The sequence below is a fragment of the Fulvivirga sp. M361 genome, from assembly GCF_007097395.1.
In the GTDB taxonomy this organism is placed as follows: Bacteria; Bacteroidota; Bacteroidia; order Cytophagales; family Cyclobacteriaceae; genus Fulvivirga.
In genome coordinates, this window is sequence record NZ_VKDC01000029.1 from 71831 (window position 1) to 91758 (window position 19928).

The window sequence follows — 19928 nt, forward strand, 5'->3', positions numbered from 1 at the left end:
AAAACTAAGTATGAGATCGATAATAGCCACTATTTTGTTGAGTATTTTGACAAATACTGCTGCTTTATCACAAAGTGAGACCATTATCATTGATGAGTCCAAAGCGGCTTTTGAAAACCGTTCCTATTTGGTAGTGAAGCAATTGAAACTGACACCTGGTTTCCATGTAAGTGCCGTCAATGACGGAACGTTTTTTGCCAGAGTGATAAAAAATGAGCATAACGTGCCTCCGAGCTCAAATAAAAACTATATACGTACAGAAACGATCCTAAAAGATGGGGTTACAACCGAAAATTCCATCGCCGACCTGAGCAATTCTGACAAAGCAGTTTCATATGCCTATTTTGACGGAATTGGCAGACCTATCCAAACAGTTGAAGTGATGGCCTCGCATGATCAAAGGGATATGATACAACCCATCTTATATGACAGGTTAGGCAGGCAGAATTTTCAATACTTATCCTACCGCCATACCTCTCAAAGTGGTGCTTTTCGTGACACTGATGCAGCTTTGATCGATGTTGCTTCGTTCTACCAAACCCTTAAAAAGGACAGCAAGCCATACTCACAAACTGAATATGATGGATCCCCGCTAAACAGGCCAATTGGACAATATGATCCCGGTGAAGTTTGGCATATTAACGGGAAAAAATCTGAAAATAAATTTTTAGTGAACCAGGCTAATGAGGTGAGCTATTGGAAAATAGTCAATGATAATCCGGTTTCTACTGAAAATTACCCTGCTAACAGTCTGTTCATCAGTGAAAGTATGGATGAGGATCAACGGATCATGAAAGAGTATACTAATACATTGGGACAAATGGTGTTATCACGAAAAAAGGGTGATGGAACTAACTGGATAGATACTTATTATGTATATGATGACATGGGACGTTTACGTTTCGTAATATCACCGGAGGGGACAGGAAGTTTAGATGATTATATCTACATCTATGAATATGATGATAAGCAGCGTATGGTTAAGAAAAAATTACCTGGTAAAGACTGGGAATATTTTGTCTATGATAAATGGGACAGAGAAGTATTGCGCCAGGATGGTAATCTGAGAAATGCATCTGGAGGCCCTTACTGGTTATTTACGAAATACGATGCCTTTAATCGTCCAATAGTCCAAGGAAAGATTAACCTTACAGGTATAGTCGTGGGTAATGAGTATAGTGTGGGGCATCATGAAAACACAGCAAACAATTTACTGGGTTACACTCTTAATTTAAGCTATCCCCAAACTACCAATACAGACCTGGTACATAGTAGTACTTACTATGATAATCATGACTTTCTTACCTACTCTAATTGGGATGCTAATCGCACCCGTTTTAATTACGTCAATGAAACAGAAATCCCCGCCAACAGATTTACAGGCACACTCAAGGGTCAGATTACAGGGGTTAAAACCAAAAATCTGAAAGATGGTACATGGTTAGCGGCGGTTAATTACTATGACGATGAATATCGTGTGGTCCAATCTATCACGGATCATCATTTAAGCGGAACGGATAGAATAAGTACAGAATATGATTTTGTAGGAAATGTCCTGCAATCCAAGCGTACCCATCAGAATACGGGTGATACTTTTTACACGCTGGAGACATTTGAATATGATCATGCAGACAGGCTGTTAAATACCTATCACAGCATAGATGGTGGTCCCAATGTGTTGATTGCTGAGAACATTTACAACGAAATTGGTGAGTTGATAGAGAAAAACCATTACGCACCATCAGGGGCACGCTTACAGTCAGAAGATTTCCGCTATAATATCCGTAGCTGGCTTACGAGTATTAATAATAGTAGGTTGTCTGATGACGGGGGTATTACCAATAATGATAACGATGATCTGTTTGGTATGAACCTTCTGTATTATGACAATGTCACTATACAAGGTGCGCCTGCCATAGCGCCAAGATACAATGGGAATATTGCAGCCTGGAAATGGGGCACCAATAATTTACAAGACCAACCGAAGGAGAACATTTATGGGTATACCTATGATATGTTGGAGAGGTTAAAGACAGCTTCATTTGCTACAAATAATGCAGGTGCCTGGACCGGGCATGCAGGGGCTTTTAACATTGCTGTGAATGGTTATGATAAAAATGGGAACATAGGGGGATTAACACGTTATACCTGGAACCAAAACACCACCACAAAAATAGATGAGCTCGTTTATCGCTACCAGGGTAACCAATTGCAAAATGTTAGAGATTTAGAGGCGAATCCTTTTGGATTTAAGGACCTTGTCGGTTCTCCTGAGTCAATGAAAGAGTATGGCTATGACGATAACGGCAATATGTACTATGACTTGAATAAAGGAATTATTGACGTAGGGTATAATCATTTAAACCTGCCTGACTATGTCAAATTTGATGCTGGCAAAAAGATCAGCTACGCCTACGATGCTTCCGGTAATAAACTTTATACGCAGGCATTGGAGGGTACTACTGAAATACACCGAACAGATTATGTGGCCGGGGCACATTATGTAGACGGACAACTGGCATTTGTAGCTATGCCGGAAGGTCGTATCGTTAAAGCAGGAGGTGGATGGAAATACGAGTATTTCCTTACAGATCATTTAGGCAACGTACGAGTTACTTATGGTTATTCCAGCGCTATTGATGAATTCAGTGCTACGATGGAATCAGAGTATCAATCCGAAGAATCTGAGCACTTTCAACAACTCAATCACCGAGGAATAGACTATAATCATACGGCACCATCTATTGAATTACAAACGCCAAATGAAAGTCTGTTGCTTAATGCATCATTATCCAATGGCATCTATGGTGCCACCAAAGTATTGAATGTCAAAACCGGTGATCAGGTATCCATAAAGGCATTTGCCAGGTATGCTTCCAGTTCGGGGACTATGAATGATGCTGTGAGTGGTGTGTTAAGCGCTATAACCGGGGCATTTAATGTAACACCGGCTACCGAAGGAGGAATTATTTATAGTGCTTTTGACACACACTCCCAGGGGTTTACAGATGGCATGCCAGCCGGTCAGGAACCAAAAGCCTACCTGGCCTATATACTTTTTAATTCTGCGTATTCCGGTACTCCACAGTTTGGCACACGCGCTATTTCCAGCAACGCCACGGTAAACTTTGAGGAGTTGATGCATGAAATTACGGTGCCTTATGATGGAGACTTATACATTTACCTGGCCAACGAAAGTGATTATAATGTTTTTTTTGACGATATGAATGTTATTCATAAAAAGAATGATAATGTACTTCAGGTCACACAAACCAATGATTACTATCCTTTTGGTCTTACGTTTAACAGTTATCAAAAACCTCAGGATCATACTAATCGCTATCAGTTCCAGGGACAAGAGTTACAAACGGATTTTGATCTGGGGTGGTCACAATTTAAATGGCGTAATAGTGACCCGGCTATTGGAAGGTTTTTTAATATTGATCCCATTGCAGAGGACTATTATTATAACTCTAGCTATGCTTTTAGTGAGAATCGCTTGACAAACGGGGTAGAACTTGAAGGCTTAGAGCACATATCAACCTATAGTACATTCAATTATACCGGATCGTGGATGGATTACCCGAATACTGTTAATAATGCTGCAATTAATATGTTAAATCTACCAATAAGTTTATGGAATTCAGGAGTTGAAAATTATCTATCCCTCTCTAGAGGCACCTGGACAGAAGATGTGTCAAATGATTTTAACCTGCTTGGCAATAACATTAAATCACTTGCATCAGACCAACTTGATTATACTTTAAATACACCTATTTTAGATCAGTTTATAGAAACCGGTTATTTTGTAGTGAGCCCACAGGCAGTTGAAAGTGTAGCAACTTTGGGTTTAGTATCCAGCGCATCATTATTAAGAGGCTCAAACTCAATAAGTGGAAGTCTTTATAAACCTCAGTTAACTCCATTTTCTGAAGCCGCTAAGGGGGGTAGTAGAGCTTTTTGGTCAGGTGGAAATGTTGCAAAAAATACTGCTGCAAGTTTTGCTAAATCCAATGGAATGAAGACGTTAGAGATGACAGCAAGAGGTAGGATTATGAATACGTTAAACCCTGTTTTACCTCGTTCAGTATCAAGTCCAATTTGGAGAAGCCTTTCGACAAATTTTGCAAAAGGAGCCAAAGGGCAAGCTCATTTCTTCACTACACCAGCAGGTCCACGCTCAGGAAGTATTTGGTTAAATATTGAGAAACCGATTTTGCAACAAAATGGGGTTAGAATTATTACTCATTGATAATGATAAAACAGTCATGAATATTTATAAAAACTTATTTTCTGAAAAATCGATGAAGGGTAAAATCCTTAGAATCAAGGATGATATAGAAAAGCTAATCAAACCGATTTGTAACGAGAAGTTTTGGGTTGAGTGGTATGGGGCTTATGATATAGATCCCAAGAATTTAGTTTTTTGGGGTTGTGTACAAACTGATGAAACAAAAGAAAGATTTGAGTCTAATTCTGATTTGATGAACAATTTCAGGCTTCTACTTGATAAGTACGATTATCCTGAACAAGCAAGAAAACATGTACATATCGGTTTCGAATCTCAGGAAACGGTAGATAGAGAATCAGATGGTGATTGGTATTTACATTTCAAATAAGTAGGTGATTTTATGATGTTACTGATTTGTATACTAACAGGGTTTTTCAAAAGGCAAGCCTTTGTTACTCTTTGTCTTGTTTTTCAAGTCGGTGCGTTGTTCTGTTTTTCCTTTAATGTAATATCTGTTTTAGCAAGCTCTACCATTTTCATTCAAGAACATCATACAGGTATTCCTAAAGATTACACCTATGATAAAAATATTCAATCAACTTGGGTAGAAAGTAGTCATATTGATAGGGCAAATTGTGCAAATTCAAAAAGTGAAGTTGGGCCGGAATGCGAAAGGGTGCAGTTGAGTGCAAGGGAAGCCGCTAGGGAAGTACAGCAATGATATATCGAAATTTTGAATGGGGTGAATTGAGTTCCATTAAGTCGACAGGCGGTAAATTTTTCATAAATCAGAATTGCTTTTAAGGTTAGCAATTCTGAGTTGTAGAATCAGGGTTAAATATTTGTACTAAATCGAGTTTTACTAAATCTTTTATGGCGAAAATCACTGTGTTAAAGTCATTTGTAACATTGCCAGAAAAATTGAGTTCAGAGTGAGATGAAAAATATCAACCCTTCAGAGTTCCCGATAAAGGAATAAGCATTAAAGTAAAACTTAAATCAAAGTAAAAAAATAAACAACATTATAGATCAAAGTAGCCCTGAAAAAATAATGTCTTGAAGAGAGCAATAATTATAGCAATCCTTATCACCATCAGCGGTGCTTTGAAGGCCCAGGAACCAATCTTCGGCCTGTCAGATAGGCATTTGGGTAAAATAGAACAAACAACGGAGGCAAAAGACAAGCTCCGTAAGTTTAGAAAGTTTTATAGTAAGGACAGTGCTAAACATGCTAAGGCAGTAAGAAAATACTGGCGGAAAAAGTCGGACAGCTTATCCCGGAGCTTTGTTAAGGGAGGTCATTATGAGACACTGGATTCAATAAAAGACGTTGATTTACCTGGGGTAATTCCAAGTGTTAATCCATTGGAAAATACTAAGAAAGTAGGCGAAGGCAAAATTCCCATTGCCACTAATGAACTGGGTGAACTCAATCAAAAAATAGGCGATACGGATACTATGCACTCAGCTCAATCGGGTTTGCAGGCACCAGATTCTACTAAGCTGGCCAATCGTATAATGGAAGAATCCGGCCTGGATAGGTATCAGAAAGAGTTGGCGCTACTTCAGAATAGAGATAGTCTTGGTATGAATACGAGTGAGTATGTAGTGAGCAAAACAGAGCAAACCCTTTCGGATGAGATAATGAGCAATGATGAACTTGGTCTGCTACAGGAAAGAACGGAAATGGAAGATCAACTGGAAGCTTTTAAAAGTAATTCTGAAAAGTATCAAGACGAGATGAGTAAGTATCAGAATCGTGCCGAAATCAAATCCAGGGGAACGGAAATGCTGAAGCAGGATGCCATGAAACATTTAAACAAGCACCGGCAAAAATTGTCGGCGGCCCGGAAAAAGCTGTCAACACTGCAAAATAAATACATCTCTATCCCTAATTCAAATGACATGAGCACTGCGGTAAAGCGAAATTCATTAAAAGGGAAACCTTTAAAAGAACGTGTATACTTTGGGGGTAATTTTAACCTGAATACGTTTGACCCATTCTCATTGGATATTTCTCCTCAACTCGGCTATAAGATCAATAGAAGGTTTGTTATTGGGCTGGGAGGTACCTACCGGAAAACCTTTGCAGACAGTATTTCCTCTTCACCCCCTATTCCTGCAGAAAGCCATGGTTATAATATGTTTAGCTATTATGATATTCCAGGTATTATAGGGAAAGGCTTTTTCGTGTCTGGTGAGTTTGAAAGGATGACCAGGGAACAAATTTTACAACAGAACAATAACCCGAATGAATCCCCTGGAAAGGAAGTGCGTTGGATATCTGTTCTGATGCTAGGTGCAGGCAAACGCATCAGTATTGGCCGAATGGTTGATATGAACCTATTGATGATGTACAATTTCCTTCATGATCCTGATAATCCAATATACCCTCGCCCATGGGTGTTGAAAGTGGGTTTTCAACTGAGTGAATTGGCGGTATTGAAGAAGAAGTAAGAGCATTGAAAAAATTAAAACGATTTAGAAATGAAATATACCCCCGGCTTTACACTATTACTTCTATGTGCTCTTTTTAACCCAACGCTAGCACAAACCAGCCATTTGGATGGCGAAACAAAACTCATAAACCCAACAGGCCGAACACTCCTGTTAGAAAGGGACGATGAAGATTCCTGGCTAACCTTCCATGATCCGGGTAATACCTGGTATTCGATGGGAATTGATTATTCTGATTTTGGAAAATTCAAGCTCAATTTCGGAAGTATACTCGGGGAGAACAACCACATTACGTTAACTTCCACTGGAAAGTTAGGGATAGGCACCACAGATCCTAAAGACGTCCTCCATGTCAATGGAGATTATACCGGTAAAGGACACTTTATGCTATATGCATATGAGGGAGAAGGTAATTCGGGTTCAACCTATATTCAGGCCCGGGATCGTTCGGGGACGTCCAGTATTAATATGCAATTCAGGACTCAAAACAATGGCGTGGCCGTAGAAGCCATGAGAATTGCATCGAACGGGAATATCGGTATTGGCACGAATAGCCCTGATGCTAAACTGGCCGTCAAAGGTGATATCCATGCCCAGGAAGTGAAAGTGGACCTCAACGTTCCCGGCCCTGACTATGTTTTTGAAGAGGGATATGATCTGCCTACACTGAAAAGTACTCAGAGCTATATCTATGAAAATAAACATTTACCGGAAGTGCCTTCCGCCCATGAAATGGAGAAAAATGGGATTGATCTTGGTGAGATGAACATGTTGTTGTTGAAGAAGGTGGAGGAGTTGACACTTCATTTGATTGAGCAAAATGAGGTTAATCAAAATCAGTCAGAAAGGATCAAAATCCTTGAAAGCAAATTAAAAGAACTATAATAAAATTAAAACATTCGAAAAATGAAACTCCTTACAGTGTTATCCTTTTTTTTAGTACTCTCAATTTCACTTAAAGCACAAAATTGGAGTGGTTCTACCCCAGGGAATATTTATTACAACAGTGGCAATGTGGGTATAGGAACGGCTAACCCAAATGCCAGACTTAATATTTCGGCAACAGGAGATGGTGCCGAACTGTTGCGGTTATCCACTGAGCGAGCATGGGCCTTTGTTCAACGTGATGTGGGAGTTTCTGCAGCTCTGGAACTAAAAGACCTTACCGGTGGCAAGTATTTTAGAATAAGAGGTTTTAGTGATGAACTGGCATTTTCTATAAAGTCGAATACAGGTGATGGTTACATAGCCGGTAAACTAGGTATTGGTACTACTACTCCCTTATCACCGCTCCATATCAATGCCAATCATAAAGGTGCCATTTTTGAAAATAGTGTTAATGGAAGAACCATTGAAATTGACCCGGGCAATGGTTCCATTGATATGACAAATGGGTATTTACATTTAAATCGCTTTTCTAATGAAAACGTTATAATAGGTTTGGGAGGTGGCCGTTTAGGCGTAGGGTACAGGTGCACCGGATTCGAAACTTACCGTCAATGGGGATATCCATGCCAAAGAGGTGAAAGTGGATCTCAACGTTCCTGGTCCTGATTACGTTTTTGATGCTGACTATAATTTACCAACATTAAGTAGCATTGAAGCGTATGTTTTGGCACACAAGCATCTGCCAGAGGTGCCTTCAGCAGAACAAATGGAAGAAAATGGCATTGAAGTCGGAGCCATGAACATGATATTGCTAAAGAAAGTTGAAGAGTTAACGCTCCATTTGATCCATCAGAATAAACAAGTCGGGGAGCTGACAAAGACGGTAGCACATCAGCAAAAACAAATCGAATTGCTGATGAAGCAGAAAGATTAAGAAGTATTATTTTACTTTGATCGATTAAGCTTCCTGACAATTAAAAAATCCAACGTCAGGCTAAGCAATACAGAGAATATTAATACGGCAGGTAGCAAAACAGAGTCTGGAAACCCTCTGCCTGCCAGTGCAATACCAATATAGAAAAGATTGAGTAAGCCTAAGGAAAGGGCAGTTTGAGAGTGTGACATCCCCATACGCATTAAGGCATGGTGCATGTGGTTCTTATCCGGTGTAAAAGGAGACTGCTTTTTGGAGAGCCTTAGGATAAATATTCGCAACGTATCGAATAGTGGGATAATAATAATGCAAATGCCGGTAGTTACTGAGGCATTAAACTTGAAATCAGCGGCTTCAGGTAAATTGTGGTTGACTTCAATGAATTTAATGGCCAGTACGGCAAACAAAAACCCTATAGAAAGAGCACCTGTATCTCCCATAAAGATATTAGACGGTTCCCAATTAAAAGTAAGGAAAGCGATGACAGCCCCTGCCATACTCAGCGCAAGTAAGCTTGTCCATTGATCACCCACCAGGTAAAACCAGACCCCAAAAGTGGTAAGAGCAACCACGGCAATAGTCCCTGCTAACCCATCTAACCCATCGATAAGGTTAAAAGAATTGGTGATCACGATGATGGTGAAAATACTAACGAACTGGCTAACCAATGGATTCAATTCATCTATCCCAAAAAGGCCATAAAAAGAAGTCAACCTGATTCCCGTAAGATACACGATCATAGCCGCAGCAATCATTTGACCGAAGAGTTTGTACAGTGGTTTTAGAGGTACAATATCATCTCTAAAACCTATCACCACTAATATTAACAGACCGGCTAATATGAATTTAAACTGTTGAAAAGCCTCAAAAGGGAGCCAGACGATCAGTGATACGATCAACCCCATGAATATCCCTATACCTCCTAATGAGGGGGTGGTTTTTTTATGGATCTTCCTCCGTCCGGGTACATCCATCATTTTCTTTTTCTTTTTGGAGAAATTTATAATTACAGGGATTACCAAAAAGGTAATGATGAAGGAGGTGGCTATCGCTAAAAATATGGCGGTCATTTAGACATATTTGACATTTAAAGGTAGGGATTTTAATATTTGAACGTTTATATTTCGAATAAGAAATCTGTCAAATATTCTGAACTCTTACTGCTAAGTAAATCTGATTTTATAGGGCATCAAGTTATTAAGAATTTCTTTAGTCTATTCAATCTGATTTTCAGAAGTATTTTCACACTCAAAAATATCCAACAAATATGTTCTTGAGAAATCGAAGCGATTAAATGCAAATAAAGAGTTTACTATTGAAAACAAAACAACGCCCTTTTGGACTGAGAGCATAGATTCCGTCAAAAAACTGATTCCAAAAAGAACAACAAATATTTTGTAACCATTTGAATATTTGTATTTCCGATGAATGAATGGAATTGCTAAATGCAGTATTAAGATCAAAAAACCTACAAATCCAATTTTGATGAGGGTAGAAATGTACTGATTATGAGCATTCAGTTTGTCAAGATAGCCATATTTAAAATCAAGCTTTTTGTAAGAATTTATTAATTGAGACTTAGCATCACCGGTACCCACACCTAGAAGATAGTTTTTCTCAATTATAGACCAAGAGCATTCCCATATCCCGAGTCTTACAGTTAGATTATTAAACGTTTTCGGATCAGCATCTATTTGATAATTAAAACTATTAATGCTTTTGAAGCGTTGCAAATAACTAACGTTAAAGATCATTACTAATGAAATAATTAATATTACAATCAGGCTTATGGTTGGTCCCAATAATTTATTATTCTTTTTAGTCGTTTGATAAAAGACCATACCAATTAAAACGACAAAGAACAAAAAAGTTTGTAGGCGAGTAGATAATAAAATGATAAAAGTAATAAGGAATAATTCAATAATAACACATAAAATTTGAGAGCCAGATTTTAGACAACTCCATTGGTTGATTAATTCTTTGATTAGAACAGCATTAATTAGTGTAATGTAGAGCGCAAGATAATTAGGGTGAAAACTAATAATCTTGACCAATTCATTCCAATAGAAGACGTTTTCACCAGTAAAAACATATACATAGGTCGCATATAAGACACAAACCATGCATGCGCCAACCAACGAGTAAAATGCTGATTTGACAATATTTATAGTGTCAGTATTTTTTGTTAGATAATCATCACTAATGATTATAGGAAATACTAAAAGTGATAATTTCTTTTCTATAACAAATAATCCTTCCTGAATGTCGCAAGTATATAAGAGACCTATTACGTGCAGCAGAAAAAATGATATAAAGAAAAATAAGATAGGATATTTCTTAAAACTGTCCTTAACCCTGTAGAATAACTTAGGGGTACTCATCCAGTTCAGTACATATAAAATGATTATGAAGCTGTTAATCTTTACTGATACAGGATAAGTAACTATTATAAGGATAAACAGTACCCTATGTATCTGACGATGCACTAACGATCGCTTCATATCTAACGAAAAAGTGATTTCTTAAAAACCTCGATAACAAAAAGTATCGATGAAATATTTCTTCTCCATAGCCTACGCGGTTCTTGTAAAAGTCTCATAAGCCACTCTAAACCAAGGTTAATCCAAAATGGATGAGGCCTTTTTTTATTTTCAGAATAGAAATCAAAAACAGCGCCAATGTTACATATAATATTAGCACGAATTTCATGTTGATTTCTAAATACCCATTTTTCCTGTTTTGGTGCTGTCATTCCAACGAATAAAACGTCTGGGTCAAAGAAATTTATCCTATTTGTCATTTCTCTATTGTCGGTTTCATTAAAATTGGATTTGAATGGTGGTGAGTAATAATCTACACGAATATTAGGGAATTCTATCAAAGCCTTTTGTTTTATGCAGTTTAAGACATGATTCCCAGCTCCTAGGAAGAATACTTTAGAGTTTTTTTTTGAGTTCAAGGCCCTCATTAAGAATATGAAAATGTCATAACCAGCTATTTTTTTGATTTTGATGCTGTTTAATCTACTTGCTGCCCAAACAAAACTAACTCCGTCCGGTAATAAAATATCTGAAGAGCTTAATGCTTTTCTAAAAATGTCATCTCTTTTGGCTACTTGATATGAATGAGCATTGATCGTATTAATTATTTGTTTTCGGTTCAAGTTAATTTCGCGAAGCTCGTTGACATGGACATCATAGCCTAGAATTTCCATAAGCAAAAAATTTTAATATGAGTTCAATACCTCCTTAAATATTTTCAGAAGATTTTTTCTAAAAACATCGTCACTATAATTATTTGAAAATTTTTCCCTGGCATTTGTGCTCATTGATTTTCTTAGATTCTGATCTTGGATCAAAGATGTCAAATAATTTGTGAGTGATGTAATATCATGCGGCTTTATTATATAACCGTTTTCTCCATGATCTACTATTTCTGGTATAGCACCTTGAGTTGTGGAAATTACAGGTAAACCATTCATTAGAGCCTCTAAAATTACCAATGGGAATGCTTCATTTGAATAATAAGTTGGTAAGCAGAAGACATCGGCATTTGCTAATATCTTTTTCTTCTCTGAACCAAATGCTGGTTGGAGAATTAAAACATACTTCTCAAGATTCAGTAATCTAGTTTTTTCTTGCAATTGCTCATGAGTTATGTCTGCAGGATTTCCTACAAATATTGCTGTGAAATCTAGACTAAGATTTTTAAGACGAGACAAAGCTTCTAAAAGATCAAGAACTCCTTTGGATTTTAAAAAGTTAGAAAGAAACAAAATATTGGGTGTATTCGATTCTGTTTTTTTTAATCCTCTTGACAACTCATCTTGAATCCCGTTATTTAATACATAACTCTTTTTTATTTTAAAATGGAGAAGATCTTTTTTTAGCGAATTCGAGAGTGTAATGATGTTGCTGTATTTGAAAATACACTTATACAACAGTTTGATTAGAGAACTTCGATGAGCTCGTTCGGATATGCCCGCTGTATGTATATGCAGCACTAACTTCTTGCAGAAAATTAATGAGAGTTTTGCGAAAAAGAAGTCTCGGAATATAGAAAAAAGACCAGAAGAAGAGAAATTATAATAAACAATGTCCGGCTTGAATTTTATAATTTTAATGAGTAACTCGAAACAAAGCTGAATAAATTTAATCAACTTTCTCATTCTAAATGAACCTATATCGCCAATAGATTTAGCGAAATCCAGATTAATGATAGCTGTTGTGTAGCCATTATCCTTAATAAATTCAAGGACTTTTTTATTCATTAACGAAGCTCCATGGACAGGTGGAGGGAGCTGTATTATTAATAAGACTCTAGACAATTTCTTTCTTAAATAAGATCGATTAGTTTTTGTTTTAACTTATTGATACGAGAAAACTTGAATTTAAATTGTTTCAAGAGTTCTTCTTCCAATAATATTTTTGAAGGGAGTTGGAAATCCATAGAAATAGAGGAGTCAATATCTGTATCGAAGATATTGACTCTTTTTACGTGAGTAGCTTTTGATCCGCAACCAATATGCTGTACTTTAGATTTAGTGGGAAACACAGTATATTGATTATTTATAAACTGATAGTAACACCACCTTATCGCCCAAGAGTCTATCTTTCCTTTCATTTGAGCATCTAGTAGCCTTGAAAGATCTGCTCCACCGCGATTAAATCTTTTTCTCTTTTTAGGATTTTTTAAGAATGAGTCATAATCCTTTACTTCCCAATCAATCTGAGACCAGCGATCTGACCATGTTCCCCAACCCCATGAACTTGCTCTCAAACCAAAATAGATGTCATATTTGTATTTCCGGGGAAAGTTAAGAGGAAAACTATACCCTGATATTGAGTAAACATCTTTCGTACTTTGATAAAAGTCCAATGACTTATTCAAAAAAGTTAGAAAATTTTTACTCGTTACCAAGTCATCTTCTAAAACAATAACTTTAGAGTGTTCACTCAAAACTTTACTTACACCTTGAATAATAGATGAGGCTAAACCTTTATTATCAAAGCTTTCATGTAAATGTACCTCTTGAAAGTATTTAAAGTAATTTTTAAACAAACTTCGAGTTTCAAGAACTAAACTTTCATCTGCACCATTTTTTGGCCCGTCTGAAAATATGAATAATTTAGACTCATTGGCTAGAACATTTTGGGATAAAGATTTTAAAGTTAACTCAGTTAGATCTGGCCTATTATATGTAAACAATACTATCGGTGCTTTTTCTTTCACCATCAATTCTCAGTTTGCAAGCGTTTATACAAAATTAGTTTTACAACGTTTATTTTTGCTTCAAGGCTTTTGTCCTAACAAAAGACACTTCTTCAAACGAATCTGATACAGCAAATACCTCATACCCTTTTTTATTTAGTGTATTTATAGATTTGATTGTTTTGTCCTTGCCATCTTTGAAAAAGCGCTCATGAAATTCAATTACGAGTTGATTTATCACAATGCTTGATTGTAGTATATTATCCAGTACATCATATTCAGCACCCTCAATATCTATTTTTACTAAATCTACTTTATCATGATTTAACTCAGTCGCTATATCTTTAAAGGCTTTCATATCTACACTAATGAAATCATTAGGGGAGACATTGTTATTATAAACAATACTACCAGATATATGATTCTTGTTCTGTGGTAAATAAAATGATGCTAAACCAGTTTCACTAGCGATTCCATATTCATGCAAGTGAAAATTTTTCGGGAGAACCTGTTCTTGACACCATTTTATTGATTTTGGAGTTGGATCAAATCCGAAGACCTCACATCCGTGTTTCTCAATTATTTCACTATCGAAGGAAATATCTTTTCCAATACCGAATGAATAGATAATCGAATTTGAATGAATTAGATCTGGAATCACAAAAAAACCTCCATATTTATTTCCATACCATTTACTTTGGTGACAGATACCTTTTTTTATATGTTTAAATCGTCCCGTTATTCTATTGTATAATCTTTTAATAGTTTTATTCATATTGTAAATAGTCTTCCACTGTATTGTTTATTTTAAAATTTACCAAATTTTCAATCAAGCTTCATTTTCAACGATGGTTAACCGATACTTTTTCTGGCTCAAAAAAACACCAAATGAAAATGGTCCAAATTATACTTGGAAAAAATATGGGTTCATTGGTGAATGAATAGAAAATTAAAAAAAGAAATGAAAGACTTTGTAAAAATTTCACGAAGGAAGTGGATGGAGAATTTAATACATCCAACGCTATTCTTCGCATTATTATTTCATATAAAAAATACCCCATAAGTCCAAAGGTAATAAGGATTCTAAGGTAATTATTATGTGCTTCAAACATCGAGTGTAGTGGATAATATTTAAGCCAGCTGGATGTTAATTCTACCTTTGAAGCTCCAAAAAGTTGGATAAGTGAAATGCCATCGACGTACTGAAATATATGAGCGATCCACATAGGAAGACGACCCCTTACACCATTCACAAATCCATATTCGCTGCCGATTAAATAAATAAGGCTAAAAAACATTAATCCAATGATAATGTTTAAACCGTATTTATAATAAGACCTAAGTATTCGTACAGTTAGATGTGAAAAAAAGGCTGTACTCAGAGCTATGGTATAAATGGCGAAGGAGGTTCTAAGTCCTGACATATAAACGAGTGCAAGAATAACTAATATAATGAATGACCCCAATAATCTCTTTTTTTCAACTTTAATTATATACAACCCATATATAAAAGTTGGAAAGAAGAATACTATTAGATTATTAGGCTTGTTGTATCCACCTGATATTCTTCCTAACCTTTGTCCTCCTACATAATCAAAGTCATAATATGGAATAGAACCTTTAATTTGTAATAAGGCGATTGTGATAGGGACCAATATTATTATATTATAAATATGTATCCATTTTTTAAAAAAACCATAATTTATTGAAGCCCTGATTCTTTTTAGAAAAAAGAAAGGAATGAAGGCAAGAAAGACTCGAAATAGTGGTTCCAATTTTGAATTGAAATAAACAAAATAAAAAAACCAAAAACTGCAGAGAATCAGAAAAAAAAACAGATAAGTAGTGATTTTGCCTTTATGGCAAACGTAAAGTATTGTAGACACAATTATTACGGGATATAAAACCCAATTGAGTTTGATGCCTACAAGTTCAATATTCCACATTAGTGATATTAGTGGTAGCAGGCATACAACGGATAAAAGGCTTATTGATATACTTATCTTCACAATTGGGTTTTATTGTTGTAATCTGACGTAACAGTTTTTAGCAATGTTGCCTGGGAATAATGATTAGGCGATAAGTTTTAAAGCCTGCCAAGTTTCCAAGAGCAATGCCACACCTAAAATACTTACCTTTTAATTTATCTTTGTATTTTCAAAGATACTAGTATTTTAATAATGAGGTCTTATAACCGAAATGGATTTAAGGAACGCATTTGTAAATAAAATAAGACTCTGAACTGTTTGTGGACTATATTGAATATAGTTGCTGTTACTATTTGAGTTACTAAGGTTGCCAAGGCTGCTCCTATTCCACTATACAAGGGAATTAAATAATAGTTAAGTGTTATATTAAAAAATAAACCAACCAAAGACCTATATAAAACTACTTTGGTAGAATTTTTTATCACAACATATTGAGTATTAATAGTACCCCAGAAAACAAACAAGGAAGTCCAAATATGAATTGTCAAAATATGGGAGGTCTCTTCAAATGATCCTTTAAACAATAAATTCACAATAGAAGACGCTGTGAAGCTGGTTATAACAGAAATAAGCACAGCTATTACCGTCATTAGTTTATATAGTTTTTGCAAGGAAGCGAGAAATTCTTCGTTAGACCTCTTCTCATCATGAACAAGGCGTGGGAAAAACACACTCGTTATGATTATTGGAATGAAGTACCAGACTTCTGATAATCTTAGTGCAGCACTATACTCACCTACTGGGCTTTTGTTAATACTGAGATAACCAAGCATCAATTGATCTGTTTTCATATATAAAACTATAACGGCGCTAGATAAAAATAGAGGCCAACTTGATTTTATAAGCTTATATGCTAAGTTTCTATTCCATTTTAAGTTTTTGACTAGGTTTTTTTTGTGATTGAAAATTGCGAATAGAAGGAGCGCACTTGAAAAGTATTCTACAAAATGTAACCACGCGAACCAGGTGATAGAGCCACCTAGAACAATTGATAACAAACGAATCAACGATACAAATATGAAAGCGATACTCTTGGAGTAAAAAATTTTCCGCGTGATCCCGAAGGCATTGAAATAATATTCAATCACTTCACTCGGTAATGCAAATAGACTAAGAGAAATTATAATAATTAGTTGGAAAGTCAAGCTGGTTTCACCGAAGATGGTGTATGAAAATAGCACTACGACTAAAAACAAAATTAAAGAGGTAATAATTCTTAGCAACAAGGCTGTAGCAAGGATTGAATATTTTTCAGACTCTGTCCAAAGTAATTCGCGTCTGACAATAGAATTTAATCCAATGCTTGAAATGGAAAAGAAAATTGAGCAAACGGCTAACGCATAGTTTAGTTCACCAAATAATTCTTCCCCTAAATGCCTTGCTATGTATATTGTAGTTAGAAAGGAAAAAAATAGTTTAGAAAACTTATCATAGAATAGCCAAATAGAATTTTTAAAGCTAGTTGATGAAGTAACTTTTTTCAAAAAAAAATGAACACCAACTTTTTTTAGAATTCCCATTTTTGTTTTAAGTGATAAACCTTCAGGTATTTAAGTACTGAATATCTGGAGTCATACAGTATTTCATTAGTTTTTTACATAAATGTCAAATAATTGAAATTGGTTTGGAAACGTTAAAGGAAGAACTAAACAATCTATAGTTATACAACTAAAAGCCTTTTCCAAGACGCACCGTACTGGCAGAATGCACTAAACTGTAAGCCATAACCTGTCGTAGGAATCAATTTCGTTGTAATGATATATATTGCTTTGAATAATAAGATTTGTAATCTCCTGATATTACATTTGTCAGCCATCCTGTATTTTCCAAATACCAATCGACTGTTCTAGATAAACCTTCTTCCAACTGCAATGAAGGCTTCCAACCTAGTTTATTCATAATCTTTGAAGAGTCTATAGCATAGCGAAAATCGTGCCCGGCTCGATCTTCTACAAATGTAATTAGCTTTGCCGACCCACCTTTTTTTCTATCTAATTTCTTATCCATTATTTTGCAAACTAAGTGTGCAATGTCAATATTTCGCCATTCATTGAACCCTCCAATGTTATAGGTTTCTCCTAAAATCCCCTTATGAAATACATAGTCAATGGCTTTTGCGTGATCGACTACATAAAGCCAATCCCTAATGTTTTCACCTTTTCCATATATAGGTAATGGTTTATTGTTCTTGATATTATTAATCATTAATGGCAATAACTTCTCTGGGAACTGGTTGGGGCCATAGTTATTTGAGCAGTTGGATAGTTTAATAGGTAATTTATATGTGTTGGCGTAAGCTCTTACAAAATGATCTGAGCTGGCTTTTGATGCAGAATAAGGCGACTTTGGATCATATGGTGTGGTTTCAAGAAAATATCCTTCATCGGTTAAAGAGCCATAGACTTCATCGGTAGAAATATGATAGAAGGTGTGGTTTTCAAAATTATCTTTCCATGTGCTTACTGCCGCGTTTAATAAGGCTACCGTACCAAAGATGTTTGTCTTTACAAAGCGCATTGGATTTTTAATAGACCTATCTACATGTGATTCAGCTGCAAGATGTATTACATCCGTAATTTCTTCCTCCTTGAATATTCTATTTACCAGTTGTTCATCGCATATATCTCCTTTGATAAATTTATAATTATCCATCCCTTCAATGTCTTGAAGGTTTTCTAAGTTACCAGCGTAGGTAAGTACGTCAAGATTTATAATTTTAAAATCTAAATATTTTTTCACAAAAAGTCTTACTACGTGAGAGCCAATGAATCCAGCGCCTCCTGTAATCAATATACGCCTCATCTTTAATAGTATTATTAAATGGTGTTTAAAATAATACTAATGTCGGAAAGTCTGTGCAAAGCCACAACCAATTTGGTTAATTGAACAATTTAAAGCCTATCAATTTTATTTTTACCCTTTCCAGAGTGGAAGGTATCTTTAAGGAGCACAAAAGTAGTAAGACTGAATTTTTTCTTTTTATATAGCTTTTTAAAGTGGTGATAATTAAAGGATGATATTCTTATTGTTACAAGAGCTTACATTTGTAGCGATAATAAAATAATAACTTTTAAATGTTTCCTAACTAGGGAGACATTTATAGTGCCGAAAAGCATACAAGCAGCTGACAGCCGTTGATTTATATGTTTTGTTAATTCTGTCAAATTTAAAGGAAATAATTATTATGAGTTCTTATGAAAATTTTGAAAAAAAGAGTTATCAGCAGCATTCTGAACACTTCAAAGAATATAGTTTGGGTAGCAAGAAAGAATCTCATGCAAAAACGTGGTTTCAAAAAGATACTGTAGATGCATGGCGTCATAGACGTATGTATGAGATTCTAGATCCACTTTTATTAAATGATCCGGGGGGAAAATGGCTCACCGTTGGTGATGGTAGATATGGTAATGATGCGAAGTACATTTTGGAAAGAGGCTCTGATGCTCTTGCTACTGACATATCGGATATACTACTAAAAGAAGCCAAGGGCATAGGTTATATAGATAACTATAAAAAAGAAAACGCGGAGACATTATCATTTCAAAATACTGAATTTGATTATGTATTATGTAAAGAATCTTATCATCACTTTCCTAGACCAATGGTTGCACTTTATGAAATGTTGCGAGTAGCGAGTAAAGCTGTATTATTGATTGAGCCAAATGATGAATATATTGCTGGCACAGTGCTCAGAGCCATTTTTAGAAATTTAAAGAGAAACTTAAAGGCAGTTTTCGGCAGGAACTCAGACAAACATTCTTTTGAAGAGTCAGGTAATTATATTTTTTCAATATCAAAAAGAGAGATAGAGAAAGTTGCGTTGGGATTAAACTATAAGGTGGTGGTATTTAAGGGAATTAATGATGCCCATTTTCCAGGTGTTGAATATGAAAAAATTTCAGAAAAGGGATTATTACAAAAGAAAACTAAATTATACATTAATCTACAAAATGTACTATGCAGACTAGGTTTCATGGATTATGGTCTTTTGGCAACAATTATCTTTAAACAGGAACCAACAAAAAAACTCATTGAACAATTGTCCTGTCAAGGTTATGAGGTTATTCGACTTCCAGATAACCCATATATCACTAACTAGAGTCTGTCTATAAAGTGAGTTTTTTGCGCATTCCTAAGGTCAAAATTTGAGAGTATGTTGCTGGCTGAGCCAATTTGTTGGGTGCCGTTTGCTAAAGCTTTTACTGATATTTCAAAAGTG

General features: G+C 35.6%; 16 protein-coding genes. 8 read left to right on the forward strand and 8 right to left on the reverse strand.

The genetic code is table 11. From position 1 onward, the window contains the following. Positions 1–10: 10 nt before the first annotated feature. From FNH22_RS24080 to FNH22_RS24110, 7 genes are all read left to right on the forward strand, one after another. On the forward strand, positions 11–4252 hold the full coding sequence (locus FNH22_RS24080; RefSeq protein ID WP_143401014.1) for a DUF6443 domain-containing protein: 4242 nt from the start codon (positions 11–13) through the stop codon (positions 4250–4252). Next, positions 4227–4619: a hypothetical protein gene (locus tag FNH22_RS24085; protein ID WP_143401016.1), complete on the forward strand. Its 393-nt coding sequence runs from the start codon at positions 4227–4229 to the stop codon at positions 4617–4619. Before FNH22_RS24080 ends, FNH22_RS24085 begins: the two co-directional genes overlap by 26 nt. Positions 4620–4631: 12 nt before the next feature. Further along, complete coding sequence (locus FNH22_RS24090; protein WP_143401017.1) at positions 4632–4952, forward strand: hypothetical protein; 321 nt, start codon at positions 4632–4634, stop codon at positions 4950–4952. Positions 4953–5287: 335 nt separating this feature from the next. Then, positions 5288–6688: a hypothetical protein gene (locus tag FNH22_RS24095; RefSeq protein WP_143401018.1), complete on the forward strand. Its 1401-nt coding sequence runs from the start codon at positions 5288–5290 to the stop codon at positions 6686–6688. 30 nt (positions 6689–6718) lie between these two features. After that, a complete protein-coding gene (locus FNH22_RS24100) occupies positions 6719–7573 on the forward strand; it encodes a tail fiber protein (RefSeq protein WP_143401019.1) in 855 nt (284 codons plus the stop codon). 21 nt (positions 7574–7594) lie between these two features. After that, positions 7595–8242, forward strand: a complete 648-nt coding sequence (locus FNH22_RS24105; RefSeq protein ID WP_143401021.1) for a hypothetical protein — start codon at positions 7595–7597, stop codon at positions 8240–8242. Next, positions 8217–8510 (forward strand): SlyX family protein, encoded by a 294-nt coding sequence (locus FNH22_RS24110; RefSeq protein ID WP_143401022.1) that lies wholly within the window; start codon positions 8217–8219, stop codon positions 8508–8510. Before FNH22_RS24105 ends, FNH22_RS24110 begins: the two co-directional genes overlap by 26 nt. 11 nt (positions 8511–8521) lie before the next feature. On the opposite strand, the gene FNH22_RS24115 is transcribed toward FNH22_RS24110, so the two are convergent. From FNH22_RS24115 to rfbB, 8 genes are all read right to left on the reverse strand, one after another. Beyond that, a complete protein-coding gene (locus tag FNH22_RS24115; protein ID WP_143401023.1) occupies positions 8522–9580 on the reverse strand; it encodes a glycosyltransferase family 4 protein in 1059 nt (352 codons plus the stop codon). Between the two features lie 144 nt (positions 9581–9724). Beyond that, complete coding sequence (locus FNH22_RS24120) at positions 9725–10891, reverse strand: O-antigen ligase (RefSeq protein WP_185154384.1); 1167 nt, start codon at positions 10889–10891, stop codon at positions 9725–9727. Positions 10892–11013: 122 nt separating this feature from the next. Next, positions 11014–11724 carry a WecB/TagA/CpsF family glycosyltransferase gene (locus FNH22_RS24125; RefSeq protein ID WP_143401026.1) on the reverse strand — a complete coding sequence of 237 codons (711 nt, stop codon included), beginning with the start codon at positions 11722–11724 and terminating at the stop codon, positions 11014–11016. Positions 11725–11736: 12 nt separating this feature from the next. Then, positions 11737–12780 carry a glycosyltransferase family 4 protein gene (locus FNH22_RS24130; protein WP_143401028.1) on the reverse strand — a complete coding sequence of 348 codons (1044 nt, stop codon included), beginning with the start codon at positions 12778–12780 and terminating at the stop codon, positions 11737–11739. A gap of 65 nt (positions 12781–12845) precedes the next feature. Beyond that, complete coding sequence (locus tag FNH22_RS24135) at positions 12846–13745, reverse strand: sugar transferase (RefSeq protein WP_143401029.1); 900 nt, start codon at positions 13743–13745, stop codon at positions 12846–12848. Between the two features lie 46 nt (positions 13746–13791). Then, positions 13792–14496 carry an FkbM family methyltransferase gene (locus FNH22_RS24140; protein ID WP_143401031.1) on the reverse strand — a complete coding sequence of 235 codons (705 nt, stop codon included), beginning with the start codon at positions 14494–14496 and terminating at the stop codon, positions 13792–13794. A gap of 1413 nt (positions 14497–15909) precedes the next feature. Further along, positions 15910–17229, reverse strand: coding sequence for a flippase (locus FNH22_RS24145; protein ID WP_143401032.1), 1320 nt, complete (start codon positions 17227–17229; stop codon positions 15910–15912). A 220-nt stretch (positions 17230–17449) separates the two neighbouring features. Continuing rightward, positions 17450–18511 (reverse strand): dTDP-glucose 4,6-dehydratase, encoded by a 1062-nt coding sequence (rfbB, locus tag FNH22_RS24150; RefSeq protein WP_143401034.1) that lies wholly within the window; start codon positions 18509–18511, stop codon positions 17450–17452. 382 nt (positions 18512–18893) lie between these two features. Here rfbB and FNH22_RS24155 point away from each other — a divergent pair, with 382 nt between their 5' ends. After that, positions 18894–19808 carry a class I SAM-dependent methyltransferase gene (locus FNH22_RS24155; protein ID WP_143401035.1) on the forward strand — a complete coding sequence of 305 codons (915 nt, stop codon included), beginning with the start codon at positions 18894–18896 and terminating at the stop codon, positions 19806–19808. Positions 19809–19928 lie beyond the last annotated feature (120 nt).

Coding starts and splice junctions, on each gene's coding strand:
- FNH22_RS24080 (WP_143401014.1), top strand. CDS start 11: ATGAGATCGATAATAGCCACTATTTTGTTGAGTATTTTGACAAATACT.
- FNH22_RS24085 (WP_143401016.1), top strand. CDS start 4,227: ATGGGGTTAGAATTATTACTCATTGATAATGATAAAACAGTCATGAAT.
- FNH22_RS24090 (WP_143401017.1), top strand. CDS start 4,632: ATGATGTTACTGATTTGTATACTAACAGGGTTTTTCAAAAGGCAAGCC.
- FNH22_RS24100 (WP_143401019.1), top strand. CDS start 6,719: ATGAAATATACCCCCGGCTTTACACTATTACTTCTATGTGCTCTTTTT.
- FNH22_RS24105 (WP_143401021.1), top strand. CDS start 7,595: ATGAAACTCCTTACAGTGTTATCCTTTTTTTTAGTACTCTCAATTTCA.
- FNH22_RS24115 (WP_143401023.1), bottom strand. CDS start 9,580: ATGACCGCCATATTTTTAGCGATAGCCACCTCCTTCATCATTACCTTT.
- FNH22_RS24120 (WP_185154384.1), bottom strand. CDS start 10,891: ATGAGTACCCCTAAGTTATTCTACAGGGTTAAGGACAGTTTTAAGAAA.
- FNH22_RS24125 (WP_143401026.1), bottom strand. CDS start 11,724: ATGGAAATTCTAGGCTATGATGTCCATGTCAACGAGCTTCGCGAAATT.
- FNH22_RS24130 (WP_143401028.1), bottom strand. CDS start 12,780: ATGAATAAAAAAGTCCTTGAATTTATTAAGGATAATGGCTACACAACA.
- FNH22_RS24135 (WP_143401029.1), bottom strand. CDS start 13,745: ATGGTGAAAGAAAAAGCACCGATAGTATTGTTTACATATAATAGGCCA.
- FNH22_RS24140 (WP_143401031.1), bottom strand. CDS start 14,496: ATGAATAAAACTATTAAAAGATTATACAATAGAATAACGGGACGATTT.
- FNH22_RS24145 (WP_143401032.1), bottom strand. CDS start 17,229: ATGGGAATTCTAAAAAAAGTTGGTGTTCATTTTTTTTTGAAAAAAGTT.
- rfbB (WP_143401034.1), bottom strand. CDS start 18,511: ATGAGGCGTATATTGATTACAGGAGGCGCTGGATTCATTGGCTCTCAC.
- FNH22_RS24155 (WP_143401035.1), top strand. CDS start 18,894: ATGAGTTCTTATGAAAATTTTGAAAAAAAGAGTTATCAGCAGCATTCT.